12 protein-coding genes, 1 other RNA gene and 1 pseudogene are annotated in these 13,573 nt (G+C 72.1%); 7 read left to right on the forward strand and 7 right to left on the reverse strand.

Annotation, left to right across the window (positions count from 1 at the left end; all coding sequences use genetic code 11):
- Positions 1-95: 95 nt before the first annotated feature.
- Together NGF19_RS31005 and rnpB are read right to left on the reverse strand one after the other, a co-directional pair.
- Positions 96-761, reverse strand: coding sequence for a non-canonical purine NTP pyrophosphatase (locus tag NGF19_RS31005; RefSeq protein ID WP_252426999.1), 666 nt, complete (start codon positions 759-761; stop codon positions 96-98).
- A 260-nt stretch (positions 762-1,021) separates the two neighbouring features.
- Positions 1,022-1,423, reverse strand: an RNA gene (gene rnpB, locus NGF19_RS22680) — RNase P RNA component class A.
- Positions 1,424-1,542: 119 nt separating this feature from the next.
- On the opposite strand from rnpB, the gene NGF19_RS22685 reads away from it, so the two are divergent.
- The 3 genes from NGF19_RS22685 to yaaA are packed head-to-tail and all read left to right on the forward strand — an operon-like array spanning position 1,543 to position 3,714.
- Positions 1,543-2,298, forward strand: coding sequence for a MerR family transcriptional regulator (locus tag NGF19_RS22685; protein ID WP_252427001.1), 756 nt, complete (start codon positions 1,543-1,545; stop codon positions 2,296-2,298).
- Positions 2,295-2,885, forward strand: a complete 591-nt coding sequence (locus NGF19_RS22690) for a hypothetical protein (RefSeq protein ID WP_252427002.1) — start codon at positions 2,295-2,297, stop codon at positions 2,883-2,885. Before NGF19_RS22685 ends, NGF19_RS22690 begins: the two co-directional genes overlap by 4 nt.
- Before the next feature lie 28 nt (positions 2,886-2,913).
- Entirely contained in the window at positions 2,914-3,714 is an 801-nt protein-coding gene (gene yaaA / locus NGF19_RS22695) for a peroxide stress protein YaaA (RefSeq protein ID WP_252427003.1), read from the forward strand.
- A gap of 20 nt (positions 3,715-3,734) precedes the next feature.
- Here the strand turns inward: yaaA and NGF19_RS22700 are convergent, their stop codons facing one another.
- From NGF19_RS22700 to NGF19_RS22710, 3 genes are all read right to left on the reverse strand, one after another.
- Positions 3,735-5,015, reverse strand: coding sequence for a bifunctional RNase H/acid phosphatase (locus tag NGF19_RS22700; RefSeq protein WP_252427004.1), 1,281 nt, complete (start codon positions 5,013-5,015; stop codon positions 3,735-3,737).
- Positions 5,016-5,079: 64 nt separating this feature from the next.
- A complete protein-coding gene (locus NGF19_RS22705; protein ID WP_252427133.1) occupies positions 5,080-5,823 on the reverse strand; it encodes a zinc ribbon domain-containing protein in 744 nt (247 codons plus the stop codon).
- Entirely contained in the window at positions 5,820-6,731 is a 912-nt protein-coding gene (locus NGF19_RS22710; RefSeq protein WP_252427005.1) for a Nif3-like dinuclear metal center hexameric protein, read from the reverse strand. Before NGF19_RS22710 ends, NGF19_RS22705 begins: the two co-directional genes overlap by 4 nt.
- A 263-nt stretch (positions 6,732-6,994) precedes the next feature.
- Here NGF19_RS22710 and NGF19_RS22715 point away from each other — a divergent pair.
- Positions 6,995-8,203 (forward strand): annotated as a pseudogene (locus NGF19_RS22715) (hypothetical protein); the annotation flags it as partial.
- Between the two features lie 541 nt (positions 8,204-8,744).
- On the opposite strand, the gene NGF19_RS22720 reads toward NGF19_RS22715, so the two are convergent.
- Positions 8,745-9,617 (reverse strand): MaoC/PaaZ C-terminal domain-containing protein, encoded by an 873-nt coding sequence (locus NGF19_RS22720; protein ID WP_252427007.1) that lies wholly within the window; start codon positions 9,615-9,617, stop codon positions 8,745-8,747.
- 161 nt (positions 9,618-9,778) lie between these two features.
- Between NGF19_RS22720 and NGF19_RS22725 the strand changes: the two genes are divergently transcribed.
- The 3 genes from NGF19_RS22725 (at position 9,779) to NGF19_RS22735 (ending at position 12,771) form a co-directional block, all read left to right on the forward strand.
- Positions 9,779-10,690: an ABC transporter ATP-binding protein gene (locus NGF19_RS22725; protein ID WP_252427009.1), complete on the forward strand. Its 912-nt coding sequence runs from the start codon at positions 9,779-9,781 to the stop codon at positions 10,688-10,690.
- Positions 10,690-11,406 (forward strand): ABC transporter permease, encoded by a 717-nt coding sequence (locus NGF19_RS22730; protein WP_252427011.1) that lies wholly within the window; start codon positions 10,690-10,692, stop codon positions 11,404-11,406. The genes NGF19_RS22725 and NGF19_RS22730 overlap by 1 nt, the downstream gene beginning before the upstream one ends.
- An 87-nt stretch (positions 11,407-11,493) precedes the next feature.
- Positions 11,494-12,771, forward strand: coding sequence for a sensor histidine kinase (locus tag NGF19_RS22735; RefSeq protein ID WP_252427012.1), 1,278 nt, complete (start codon positions 11,494-11,496; stop codon positions 12,769-12,771).
- Here NGF19_RS22735 and NGF19_RS22740 read toward each other — a convergent pair.
- Positions 12,761-13,243, reverse strand: a complete 483-nt coding sequence (locus NGF19_RS22740) for an LppU/SCO3897 family protein (protein WP_252427013.1) — start codon at positions 13,241-13,243, stop codon at positions 12,761-12,763. The two genes, NGF19_RS22735 and NGF19_RS22740, sit on opposite strands and share 11 nt — an antisense overlap.
- Between the last annotated feature and the right edge of the window lie 330 nt (positions 13,244-13,573).

Consider the following 13,573-nt stretch of genomic DNA (forward strand, 5'->3'; position numbering starts at 1 on the left):
CAACCCATAACTTCATGGCCTTACGTTAACGCCCGGCGCTGTCGGACGACCACCATGAGCCACAGACCGCCCGACTCGCTATTCCTCCGGTGATATCACCGTCGCGATGTCAACGAGACTGCGCCAACCACTCGCCCAGGGCCGCGACGACCGAACTCTTTCCCCGCGAACACACGGTTCTGCTCGTCCTCCGGTAGCGCAGCCAGCGTCGTGGCTGCGCCATTCGGTACGAAGATCGACCACAGGTCAGACCAAGACGGTTGACCATTCCCACGATCCGGCGCTTGAGCAACATTGCCGGGCTTCCGGGCGTCGTTGGCAAAGGTATGCAACGCCCCTTCAGCATCGGCGTAGACAGCAGCGCTGGCGAACCGGCAGGTCCGCTTCGCGGTGAGGTCCGCAAGATGACCCGCAAGGCCGACACGGAGTTCACCGCGCGCTTCTCCAAGTGCTCCCTCCTGGATACCCAGGACCTCCCCGCCGTCTCCATGAAGGACCTCGGGGCGCTGATCAGCCGCACGCTGGACTTCGCTCCCAGCACCTCCGCCGTGCGCCGCGTGGCTCAGCAGAAGGACCTCAGGTTGATCCGCGAGGCAGACGGAGAGCAGCAGACCACCCAGCTCACGGAGGCTTCCGTGCAGCGCGCGCTCGGCGCGGTGGTGAGCGAGGTCGAGGCACTCGACGGTGCCGAGCTGTACCTCAAGGTGGGTCGCAAAGTAGCCCGCATCGACGTCTGAGGCCGGGACCTGGAGCCGACCCACCCGTGGGAACCACGACCGGGCACTTGCCCCGATTCAGCACGTACTGATGCGGCGACCGGTGGCCAGCACCTTGTTTCGTCGTTCCAAGATCTACAGCGAGAGGCGGGCAAGCAGTTCTGGGATTTCTCAGGGACTTTCAGCGCTGTCCGAGGGACTTCCGAGGGACTTTCCGCCGCCTAACGCGGCAAGCCCCCGAAAGACCGGAAAGGGCCTCCGATGCAGGTCAGAGGCCCTTTCTCAGGCAAAGCCGCAGGTAGTGGCAGACGAGTCGGGCTGTACGCCGGGTTCTGTCCCCCGGTGTCCTCGCGGGCGCCGGGGTGGCGGCCATCCATCTAGGACCGACGTTGCCGTCGGCCTCGTGCGGTCTACCCGCGGACTCGGGCGGGCAGCCCTCGAACGTCCGCGCAGGAGCACCGAGGCGCTCCCTCTTGACCTTGCTCCGGGTGGGGTTTACCTAGCTGCCCAGGTCACCCTGGGCACTGGTGGTCTCTTACACCACCGTTTCACCCTTACCAGGGGCCGAAGCCCCGGGCGGTCTGCTTTCTGTGGCACTGTCCCGCGGGTCACCCCGGGTGGCCGTTAGCCACCACCCTGCCCTGTGGAGCCCGGACGTTCCTCGGGGAGGTCCCTGAGGATCTCCACGCGGCCGTCCGCCCGGCTCGTCTGCCGTGTCGTCCATGGTACCGGGCGTGGGCCGGGGTTCCGCCCGGTGGTCGGCTCGCCGGGATCGGGAGGGCGCCGGGCTTGACCTTGCCGCGACGTCAACGTCTGTACTGAGGCCATGCGGATCGGAGAACTCGCCGCGGCCGTCGGCGTCAGCACACGGACCGTCCGGCACTACCACCACCTCGGGCTGCTCCCGGAGCCCGACCGACGATCGAACGGATACCGCGACTACGGGCTGCGGCACGCCGTCGCCCTCGCCCGGATCCGGCGGCTGACCGAACTGGGCCTCGGCCTCGCCGAGGTGCGCGACGTGCTCGCCGACGACGCCGGGCGTGAACTCGTCGAAGTACTCGCGGAGTTGGACGACGACCTCGCCCGTCAGGAGGCCGCCGTCCGTGACCGCCGGGCGCGATTGCGCGCGCTGCTTCGGCGGGACCTGCCCGCCGAAGGCCCCGTCTCCCCCGAACTCGCCTCGGTGTTCGCCGGGTTGGGAAGCACCATGGACTCCCCCATGGCCGCCAAGGACCGCGAGGTGCTCGCCCTGATCGAGACCGCGGCACCGCCCGAGGTACGGGACCGGTTGACCAGCTCGCTGGGTGAGGCGTACGGGGAGCCGGACGCCGTGGAGCGGGCGCGGGAGGCGTACGCGCTCCTCGACGCGCTCGTGGCTGCCGAGCCGGACGATCCACGGGTCGAGGAGGCCGCCCGCGCGGTCGTCGCCTGTCTGCCGGGCGGGCTCGTACCACTCGTACCCGAGGAGCACGTCGATCACGGTCGCACCTTCCTCGACGCGCTCTACGCCGATCTGGCACCGGCCCAGGCCGAAGTCCTCCGCCGCGCCCTGCGGTACGCCGCGGAGGACCGCGCATGACGGCCCAGGCACTGGTGGGCGCGCCCGGCACACTGTTGCGCCACGAGCTCAGGCTGCTGGCGAGCATCGTGCTCTGGGCGGCCCGTCGCACCCACGGCACCCGCGAGGGCCACCCGTTCGGGTACGTGCGCGGGCAGGGCGCCCTGCTCCTCGGGCTCGGCTTCGTGTGCGTGGTGGAGACGGTGGGCCTGGCGGTGCTGCTGCGCCCCTGGCCGGTCGCCCACGCCGTCATGCTCGCCCTGGACGTGTACGCCGTACTCATGGTCGTCGGGCTGCACGCGGCCTCGGTGACCCGGCCGCACGTCCTGACCCCCACCGCGCTGCGCCTGCGCCGGGCCACCCAGGTCGATCTGAGCATCCCGCTGGAGCGCATCGCGCGTGTGCGCCGCGAACTGCGCACCACGCACGAGCGGGCCGAGGGCGTCCTGGATCTGCCCGTCGGCGCGCAGACCTCCGTCACGCTCGAACTCACCGAGCCCGTCACCCACGTCCCACTGTTCGGCCGCCCGCGACCGGTCGCCGTCGTCCGCTTCCATACCGACGACGCCGACCGTTTCGTAGCGGCGCTGGGCCACGCCGTACGCTGACGCCGAGTCCCTACCGAAGGAGTACGTGGTGCTGGTCCTGCTGCCCCCGTCCGAGGGCAAGGCGTCCTCCGGTCGCGGCGCCCCGGTGAAGCTGGAGTCGCTGTCCTTGCCGGCGCTGACCGCCGCCCGCGAGGCCGTCCTGGACGAACTGGTCCGGCTGTGCGCGGGCGACGAGGGCACGGCGCGCGCGGTGCTGGGGCTCAGCGAGGGGCTGCGCGGGGAGGTCGCGAAGAACGCCGGACTGCGGACCGCGGGGGCGCGCCCGGCCGGGGAGATCTACACCGGTGTCCTGTACGACGCCCTGGATCTGGCGTCGCTGGACGCGGCGGCCAAGCGGCGGGCGGCGGCGTCCCTGCTGGTGTTCTCCGGGCTGTGGGGCGCGGTCCGGGTGACCGACCGGATCCCCTCGTACCGGTGCTCGATGGGTGTGAAGCTGCCCGGTCTCGGGGCGCTGGGCGCGTACTGGCGTACGCCGATGGCCGCCGCGCTGCCCGAGGCGGCGGGCGACGGGCTGGTGCTGGACCTCAGGTCCGCCGCGTACGCCGCCGCCTGGAAGCCCAAGGGCGAGCCGGCGGAGCGGACGGCGACCGTGCGGGTGTTGCACGCACAGGTCGTGGACGGGGTGGAGAAGCGGTCCGTGGTCAGCCACTTCAACAAGGCGACCAAGGGCCGGATCGTCCGCAGCCTGCTGGCCGAGGGCGTCGCCCCGAAGGACCCGGCGGAGCTGGTGGAGGCGCTGCGGGACCTGGGGTACACGGTGGAGGCCGAGGCGCCCGCCAAGGCGGGGAAGGCGTGGTCGCTGGATGTCGTGGTGAGCGAGATCCACTGACCTCCGCGCACTGACTGTCCTCAGCGCAGGTGCGCCGTCTCGTTGAGGAGGCGGAGACTGGCGTTGCCGTCCGCGTAGTACGCCACCGCCGTCAGCGAGGCCGCGGACAGCTCCATGCGGAACAGCGCCTCGGGGGGCGCGCCGAGGGCGAGTCGTACCAGCGTCTTGATGGGCGTGACGTGCGAGACGAGCAGCACCGTACGGCCCGCGTACGAGGCGAGGAGGGTGTCCCGGGTGGTGGCGACCCGGCGCGCGACGGCCGCGAAGCTCTCGCCGCCTCCGGTGGGTGCGGCCTCCGGGTCGGCCAGCCAGGCGTCCATGTCGTCCGGGTAGCGCTCGCGGACCTCGGCGAACGTGAGCCCCTCCCAGACGCCGAAGTCCGTCTCGCGCAACCCGTCCGCCACGGCCACGTCGAGCCCGAGGCGGGCGGCGACGATGTCGGCGGTCTCACGGCAGCGGGCGAGCGGTGAGGTGACGACCGCCTGGACGGTGCCCCGCGCGGCCAGCACCTCGGCGACGCGTGCGGCCTGGTGGCGGCCGACCTCGGAGAGGGCCGGGTCGGTGCCGCCGCTGCCGGAGAACCGTTTGAGCGGGGTGAGGGGCGTCTCGCCGTGGCGCAGCAGGACGAACGTGGTCGGGGTACCGAGGTCGGGCGGGGCGGCGACGTGCCGGGCGGCGCGCACATCGGCGACGGCACCCTCCGCTGTCCCGGCACGGGCCGGGGCGGAGGAGACGGCCGCTCGTGCCGCGTCGGTGGCGGCGTCGCCCGGTGGTGTGGTCGGCTCGGGCTCCGGACCCATCCGCTCGGGCTCCGGCCCCACCGGCTCGGACGCGCGGGTCGCGGCCCGCGCGTCCGGTTCCGCGGTCGAGCGGGACGGCTCCCACCGCTCTCCCCGGCTGCCCGCGTCCATCGCCTCGTTGGCCAGTCGGTCCGCGTGCTTGTTCTGCTCGCGCGGGATCCACTCGTAGGTCACCTGCCCGGCGGGGAAGACGGCGGCGGCCTGCAGCGCCAGTGGCTTCATGGCCGGGTGCCTGATCTTCCAGCGGCCGGACATCTGCTCCACGACGAGCTTGGAGTCCATGCGTACGCGTACCCGCGCGTCCGGGTCCAGCTCGTGCGCCGCGCGCAGCCCGGCCAGCAGGCCCCGGTACTCGGCGACGTTGTTGGTGGCGGTGCCGATGAACTCGGCCCGTTCCGCCAGCGTCTGGCCCGTGGCCGCGTCGCACACCACGGAGCCGTAGCCCGCGGGCCCCGGGTTGCCCCGGGAACCGCCGTCGGCCTCGACGATGAACTCCCGCACGCCGCCTGCCCCTTACGCGTCTTACGCCTCTTGGGCCCCGTAGACCTCTTGACCTCTACGCCTCTTACAGGCCGGACTCGGAGGTGCGCACCAGGATGCGGCGGCAGTTCTCGCAGCGGACGACCGTGTCCGGCGCCGCCGCGCGGATCTCGCTCAGCTCGGTGATCGCGAGCTCCTGGCGGCAGCCCTGGCAGGTGCGCTGGTACAGCTTGGCCGCGCCGATGCCGCCCTGCTGCTCGCGCAGCTTGTCGTACAGCTTCAGCAGGTCCGCGGGCACCGAACCCGCGATGACCTCGCGCTCCTTGGTCACCGTCGCGGCCTCGCGGTCGATCTCCCCGAAGGCCGTGTCACGGCGCCCCGTGGCGTCGTCGATCTTCGACTGCACCGAGGCGACCCGCTCGGTCAGCTCGCCGACCCGCTCCTGGGCGGACTCACGGCGTTCCATCACCTCCAGGACGACGTCCTCGAGGTCGCCCTGGCGCTTGGCGAGCGAGGCGATCTCGCGCTGGAGGTTCTCCAGGTCCTTGGGGGAGGTGACGGCGCCGGAGTCGAGGCGCTGCTGGTCGCGGGCGGAGCGCTGACGCACCTGGTCCACGTCCTGCTCCGCCTTGGTCTGCTCGCGGGCGCAGTCGCTCTCCTCGGTCTGCGCGGCCACCAGCAGGTCGCGCAGTTGCGTGAGGTCCTTGGTCAGCGACTCGATCTCGGCGTGCTCGGGCAGGGACTTCCGCTTGTGCGCGAGCTGCTGCAGGCGTACGTCGAGGGCCTGGACGTCGAGAAGTCGGATCTGGTCGGCGGGCGCGGCGTTCAGTTGGGGGCTCCAGAGGCATCGAGAGGGGCGCGCGAAGCGCTCCTTGGAAGGGCGGTGGTGGGCGACGGGTGGGCGGTGGACGCCGCGTGGGCGGTCCAGGGGTCGGTGACCGACCGCGAGACGTGGACGCGAAGGTCCCAGCCATGGCGGTCGGAGATCTCGTCGAGCTGGGCGGCGGCCAGCTCGCACCAGGGCCATTCGGTGGCCCAGTGCGCCGCGTCGAGCAGCGCGAGAGGACTGGGGGTGCGGTCGGCCATGAACTCGGAGGCCGGGTGGTGGCGCAGATCCGCGGTGAGGAAGGCGTCGACACCGGCCGCGCGGACGTCGGCGAACAGGCTGTCGCCGGAGCCGCCGCTGACGGCGATCGTACGGACGACGGCGTCGGGGTCACCGGCGACACGGATGCCCTGCGCGGTGGCGGGCAGGCGTTCGGCGGCGCGGGCGGCCAGTTCGGCGACGGTCAGCGGGTGGTCCAGCTCGCAGACGCGGCCGAGGCCCCGGCGGCCGTCGGGGTCGGTCGGGTCGGGGACGAGGGGGCGCAGGACCCGCAGGCCGAGCGCGCCCGCGAGGGCGTCGCTGACGCCGGGGTCGGCCCGGTCGGCGTTGGTGTGGGCGACGTGCAGGGCGACATCGTTCTTGATGAGCGTGTGCACGACCCGGCCCTTGAAGGTGGACGCCGCCACCGTCGTGGTCCCGCGCAGATAGAGCGGGTGGTGGGTGACCAGCAGGTCCGCGCCCAGCCGCACCGCCTCGTCGGCGATCTCCTGGACGGGGTCGACGGCGAAGAGGACCCGGGAGACCTCCTGGTCGGGGTCGCCGACGACCGTGCCGACCGCGTCCCAGGACTCGGCCAGCTCGGCAGGCCACAGGGTTTCCAGCGCGGCGATGACTTCAGACAGACGGGGCACGGGGAAAAGGCTACCTGGCCCGGGTCCGTGCCCTACCGGGTGACGGCGGAAGCGGCCATTCGGACGGTCCGGGGGGGCGGCCGTGGAGAGGCCGACGGACCTGGGGCGCGTACGGAGAGGGCGTACGCCCCCTGCGTGCAGCACATCCCGGCTCGATTCCTCAGGCGAACGGCGCGACGAACACCCTTATGTGTGAAGTGCTCCCCGGGGGTGCGCCGTCTGTGCGAACGAAAACTAGCTTCGTCGCCGGAGGTGACCGAAAGATGACGGCCTGTGCCTTCATGACCGCTACGGGGAACACGATCGCCACGGGGAACGGGAACGGGGACGAGAACGAACGGGCGGCCCGGCCCGGATGCGTGATCACCGCGGACGGCTCCTACGCGGCGCGGCTCGCCCTGAACGGCGAGTCCTGGTACCCGGAGCGCTGGACCCTGGGCGGCCCGGAACCGTACGCCGTACCGCTGCCCGGCCATCAGCCGGAGGAGCCCGGCCGCACGGAGGTCCAGCCGTTGGCCGACGGCCGGGTGCTGATCCACCGGGTCACGGACGGGCGGCATACGTTCTCGCTGCTGTACCCGACCGGTCCGGGGACCGGCGAACTGGCGCTGGGCACGGTGGAGTGCGCCGGCGAGGAGAGCCTGCTGCGACTGCTGCCGCCCGCGCCGACGGGGGACCGCGCCTACGCGCTCGCGGTGGCCGGGGACACGACGACGGTGTGGCTGCTGACGGGCGGGGAGCACGGGCCCGCACCCGTGGCCCGGGTACCGGCCCGCTGCTCCGGCGGGGTGTGGCTGGATCGTACGGGTCGGCTGCTGGCCCTGGACCGCACTCCGCGGGGCGGTCCCACGAAGTCGGTGGTGGTGGATCTGGCGCGAGGCGGGGAGGTGTCGCCGCTGCTGGAGATCACGGAGGAGAGCGAGGACCGGCTGCTGCTCGCCGACCCCGACAGCGGGCTGGTGCTGATCCGCTCGGACGCGCCCTCGCCGGGTCGAGCGCGGCTGGGCTGGGGGGTGTTGGGGAGCACACTGCCGGTGCGCTTCCCGGAGTGCCTGCGGCTGGACTCCTGTTCCGTGACGCCGTTCGCGATCCAGCCGGGGCAGACGCTGACCCCGGAGAGCTGTGCGGTGGCGCTGCGGATCGACGGGACGGCGGGCCACTGGGTCGGGGTGTGGCGCCCTTCGGAGCGCCGGGTGCAGCACTTCCCGCCGCCTCGGGGATGGTTGGCGGGGGCGGGGCTGTGGACGCGCGAGGGGGAGCTGCGGCTTCCGTTCGCGACGGACACGGTGCGGTGCGGGATCGCGCGGCTGGCGGTGCCACCGCGGGCCGCCGTGCCCGCGCCCGCGACCACGTCCGCGTCCGCGTCCACGTCCGCGTCCACGGTCGCAGAGGAGGCCGCCGAGCGGTCGGACGCCGACTCCGCGGTGCGGCCGGTGCCGTTGCAGCAGGCGCCGCTGCTGGGGCGTACGACGAGCGGCACCGCGCGCGTACGGGTACGCAGACCGCTGAAGGACCCGGCGGACACGTCGGCGCCACCCATGTGTGCCCCGCACATGGGTGCGCCCCACATGTCCGCGCCGCACACGCCCTCGGAACACACACCCCCGGCCCCGCCCCCGGCGCCCCCTCCGGTGGACACCGCGAAGACATCCCCGGCAGACCTGGTGAAACACGCTCCGATCCCCAACGCCCCTGTCATGGCCGCCCGTTAGACTCACCCGGCTGTACGAAGTGATCATATTGACGGGGTGAGTACTTCCGATGAGCGACAACAGCACCGCACTGTCTGCGCCCGCCGAGGCTCAGGAGACCATCGGCCACGGTCGACACCGTGGCCGGACCTCCGCCCAGGACGCAGAAGTGGCCCCCAACGGACGGCACCGCAGGCCGTCCGAGGAGGCAGAACAGGCTGACGTCACCGCGGCCTGACCGTTGCCGCATCACAACCGACCCCGCCCGTCCCACGACGGGCGGGGTCGCTCCGTCTCGATACCGCCAGTTCGAGGCGCGGCTCTACAGGCGTACAGGGCAGGAGAGTTCGACAGTCGTGTCGGCGAGTACCGGCGCGTCGCCCCGGTCCGCCGCGCTCACGGCGACCCGTATCGCACCGTCCCCCCGCCACATACGGATACGCAGCGTCTCGCCCGGGTAGACGACCCCGGTGAACCGCGTGTCGTAGGCGCGGACCCGGTTCACCTCCCCGCCGAGCAGGGTGTCCACGACCGCCTTGAGCGTCATCCCGTACGTGCACAGGCCGTGCAGGACGGGCCGTTCGTACCCCGCGCGCCGGGCGAAGTCGGGGTCGGCGTGCAGGGGGTTGGGGTCTCCGGAGAGGCGGTAGAGGAGGGCCTGGTCCTCGCGGATCGGCCGCTCCACGACCACGTCGGGCTCGCCGAGGGGCGGCGCGGGGCGCGCGGAGGGGCCGCGGTCGCCGCCCCAGCCGCCTTCGCCGCGTACGAAGACCTGCGCCTCGGTGGTCCACAACGGACCGTCGCCGTCGGCGACTTCGGTGCGCATCACGAGGAGGGCGGCCTTGCCCTTGTCGTACACCGCGGTGATCCGGGAGACGGACTCGGCCCTGCCCTCGACCGGGATCGGGCGGTGGATCTCCAGGCGCTGGCCGCCGTGCAGGACGTGGGCGAGATCGACGTCCACGCCGGGCATGGACAGCGCGCTGATCACGCCCGGGGCGCCGCCCCCCGCCACGGTGGCGAAGCTCGGCAGGACATGCAGCCGGGACTCCAGGGTGTAGCGCAGTTCGCCGGGGGCGGTGGCGGGGCGGCCCGCGCCGATGCCGAGGTGGTAGAGCTGAACATCCTTGGCGGTCCAGACGATCTCGGTGATCCGGGGGCCTGCGGCAAGGGCCGTGGCTGCGTCGAGGGGCACGAGGCTCGTGTATAGCCCAGTACCTCCCCTTTGGGAAGGCTCCGGACAGCAGGGCAGCACCTTCCTGACGCTACGTCAGATTCCGCCAGTACATTTGTCCTGCCGTAGTTCGTACAACCGCATCTGCGCAGCGGGCACCAGGACTTCGTAACGTCGTGGCCATGATGAAGAAGACCGGGACACCGTCCGCCGTGTCCTTCACAGGGGCGGTCAAGACCTACGGCACCGTGCGTGCCGTCGACGGCGTCGATCTGCGGATCGCGCGCGGCGAGACCGTCGCGCTGCTGGGCCGCAACGGCGCCGGGAAGTCCACGACGATCTCCCTCCTGCTCGGGCTGACCGAACCCGAGGCGGGCACGGTGGAGTTGTTCGGCGTGGCTCCCGAACGGGCCGTGCGCGCGGGCCGGGTGGGCGCCATGCTGCAGGAGGCACGGGCGGTGCCCCGGGTCACGGTCCGCGAGCTGGTCTCCTTCGTGGCCGGCCGCTATCCCTCCCCGATGCCGGTCGCGCAGGCCCTCGAACTGGCCGGGATCGCCGAACTGGCCGGGCGGCGGGTGGACCGGCTCTCCGGCGGGCAGACGCAGCGCGTGCGGTTCGCGGTCGCGCTCGCCGGGAACCCCTCGCTGATCGTCCTGGACGAGCCCACCGCCGCCCTCGACGTCGAGGCGCGGCGCGCCTTCTGGGACTCCATGCGGGCCTACGCGCGCCGTGGTCACACCGTCCTGTTCTCCACGCACTACCTGGAGGAGGCCGACGCGCACGCCGACCGCATCCTGGTCATCGACCGCGGCCGGATCGTCGCGGACGGCACGGGGGAGCAGCTCAGGCGGGCGGCGGGCGGCAATCTGGTCTCCTTCGACCTGGCCGGTCGCGGCACCGAGGGCCTGACCCTGCTGCCCGGCGTGCGCTCGCTGGAGGTACGCGGCGAGCGGGCGCTGCTGCGTACGGACGACTCCGACGCCGCGGTGATCGCCCTCGCCGAACTCGGCGCGATACGCGGCCTGGAGGTCGCCCCGGCGTCGCTGGACGACGCGTTCCTGGCGCTGACCTCGCGCACGAGGAAGACGGTGTGATGTTCGACTACCTGCTGCTGGAAGTACGCCGGACCCTGCGCGACGTGGGCTTCGTGATCGGCGGGGTCGCGATGCCGGTGATGATGTACCTGCTGTTCACCAACCTCGGGGAGAACAGCGGCGGTTGGAAGGCCGCGTCCATGGTGGGCATGGCCGCGTACGGCGCGGTCGGCTCGGCCCTCAACACCGGCGGCGGGGTCGCCGAGGACCGGGCGATCGGCTGGCTGCGGCAGCTCAGGGTGACACCGATGACGCCGCGGCAGGTCGTCGCCGGGCGGGCGCTGACCGGTTCGGTGACCGTGCTGCCCGCGATCGTCGCGGTGCTCGCGGCGGGCGGTCTCGTCAACGGTGTACGGCTGGCGGCCTGGCAGTGGGGGGCGATCGCGCTACTGCTCTGGCTCGGCTCGGTTCCCTTCACCCTGCTCGGCCTCGGCAACGGCTACCGGCTGACCGCGCAGACCACCGGCGTGGCGAACATGACGTGCAACCTGGGGCTGTCGGTCCTCGGCGGCCTGTGGTTCCCGGTCACGCTCTTCCCGGGCTGGCTGCGCGCGGTGTCGGCGTTCACCCCGACACACGGCTTCGCCCGGCTCGGCACGGCGATCGTCGAGGGCCACGCCCCGGCGGCGAGTGCCGTCCTCGTCCTGGCGGTCTGGCTGCTGGCGTTCGGGTCGTACGCCGCGCTGTCGTACCGCCGGCACGCCGGAAACGTCTGACCTCTCCGATTGATCTCTCCGACCGACCGCTCTGTTCGCTCTGTTCGCTCTGTTCGCTCTGTTCGCTCTGTTCGAAAGGCACGGAACATGTCCTGCGTGCGAAGGGTGTCGCGTCACTGGGCCGAGTGGCGGCTGACTCGCCGGGCGTGGAAGGCGGACTACGCACGGGTCAAGGACGGCTACAGGGCGGCCCGGAAGGCCGGGAAGGCCGGGAAGGCGCACGAGGAGCCGGGCCCGCCGCCCAACGGCTTCGCCCTGCTCCCCTGGCTGCTGATGGGGATGGGCTCCTTCTCCAACCTCCTCCAGGGCGAGACCCCGAACCCGTGGGTCGGCGCCATCGGGTTGCTCGTCTTCAACTCCCTCTACGTCTATGTGGCGTTCCGTGTCTTCTGCAAGCAGACCCGCGAGGCGACCTCCACGCGGGCGGCGCTCGCCGTGATGGGCCTGGTGACCTTGGCCCTGGCCATCGGATACGGCGGCAACTGGCTGCTGTTCTTCCCGCTGCTCGGCCTCGCGACCGGCGCGACCCTGCGCGGCCCGTGGCTGGCCAGGCTGAGCCTCGGTCTCAGCGCGGTCGCCGGGGTCGTCGCCGGATTCCACGAGGGCTCGGACGCGATCACCATCGTGTACGGCACGTTCCTGTCGACGACGGTGACCGCGGCGATCCTCGGACTGTCCGAGGCCGTACGCGAACTACGCGCCGCCCGCGAGGAGTTGGCCCGGCGCGCGGTCGAGAAGGAGCGGCTGCGCTTCTCCCGCGACCTGCACGATCTGCTGGGCCACACGCTCTCCGTCATCGTCGTGAAGTCGGAGGCGGCCCGCCGTCTGGCGCCCCGCGACCTGGAGGCGGCTCTGGTCCAGGTCACCGATATCGAGTCCGTCGGCCGCCAGGCGCTCACCGAGATCCGCGAGGCGGTCACGGGCTACCGCGAGGGCAGCCTGACCACGGAGCTGGACGGCGCCCGCTCGGCCCTGACGGCCGCCGGTATCGAACCCGTCGTCCGCCGCTCGGGCCCGCCCCTGGTGCCCCGGACGGAGGCGCTGCTCGGCTGGGTGGTCCGCGAGGCGGTCACCAACGCCGTACGGCACAGCGGCGCGACCCGCTGCGAGATCACCCTCGGCGGCACCCCCGAACAGGTCCGGCTGACCGTCACCGACAACGGGACCGGCGCCCCCACCACCCCGCGCCCCCAGGGCATCGGCGGCACCGGCCTGAAGGGCCTGACCGAACGCCTGGCGACAGCGGGCGGCTCCCTGCGCGCCGGTCCGGCACCCCGCGGCGGCTTCACGGTCACCGCCGAACTCCCGGTGGAACAGGAACCCCGTGCGGCGGGAGCCGAACCGTACTTCGGAGCTACTTCTTGATCTCCGAGAGGCAGAGCGTCAGCACCGTGATGTGGCGCCGCGTCTCCGTGTACTTGAGTTGGCCCGGCTTGCAGTCCTCGGCGGAGCCGTTGGACTCGACCCGGTAGGTGGCCGCGCTGTCGGAGCAGTCGACCTTCTCCAGTTCGTCGTCGCCGTTCCCCGTCTTCTTCATGCAGTCGCCGACCGAGGCGGTGTACTGGCTGTTGCTGGGCGTGGTGGGCTCGTCCTTCTTGACGAAGTACCAGACGCCCGCAACGACGAGGGCGATCACGACCGCTACGGCCTTGATCAGCTTCTGCCGTCCGGCGAGACCACCACCACCGCCCGACGGCGGGCGCGGCGCCGGTGGCTGCTGTCCGTAGGGCTGTTGGCCGTACGGCTGTTGCCCATAGGGAGCCTGGTGCTGCGGGTGCGGCTGATGCGGTTGGCCGTAGGCCTGGTAGCCACCCTGGGGCGGCTGAGGCGTGGACACGTAGTCCCTCTCTCTGTCTTGCGTACACACATCGACGTGACGGGCTCGGGCCGCTCCGGAACCTGGCGGCTGCAACCTGGTGGCTGCCGAAACGGCCGCATACATGAAGCGCTGCGCCGCTCCCGGCATCACGCCCGCGGGAATCGAGCGGCGCAACGCGCCCTCGTCCCGCACCGCACACTCATCGGCTGTATCCCCGTTCGTCGCCCTCGCGCTCCTTCCCTTCCTGAAGCGCGGGGCGCTGCGCGACGGCGGTGCCACCGCGCAGGCCCTGCGGATACTACTGACTGATCCCCCTCGTTGATCGTCCCCACGGCGTAACAACCGTGC

The sequence above is a fragment of the Streptomyces macrolidinus genome (genome assembly GCF_023887685.1).
Taxonomy (GTDB): Bacteria; Actinomycetota; Actinomycetes; order Streptomycetales; family Streptomycetaceae; genus Streptomyces; species Streptomyces macrolidinus.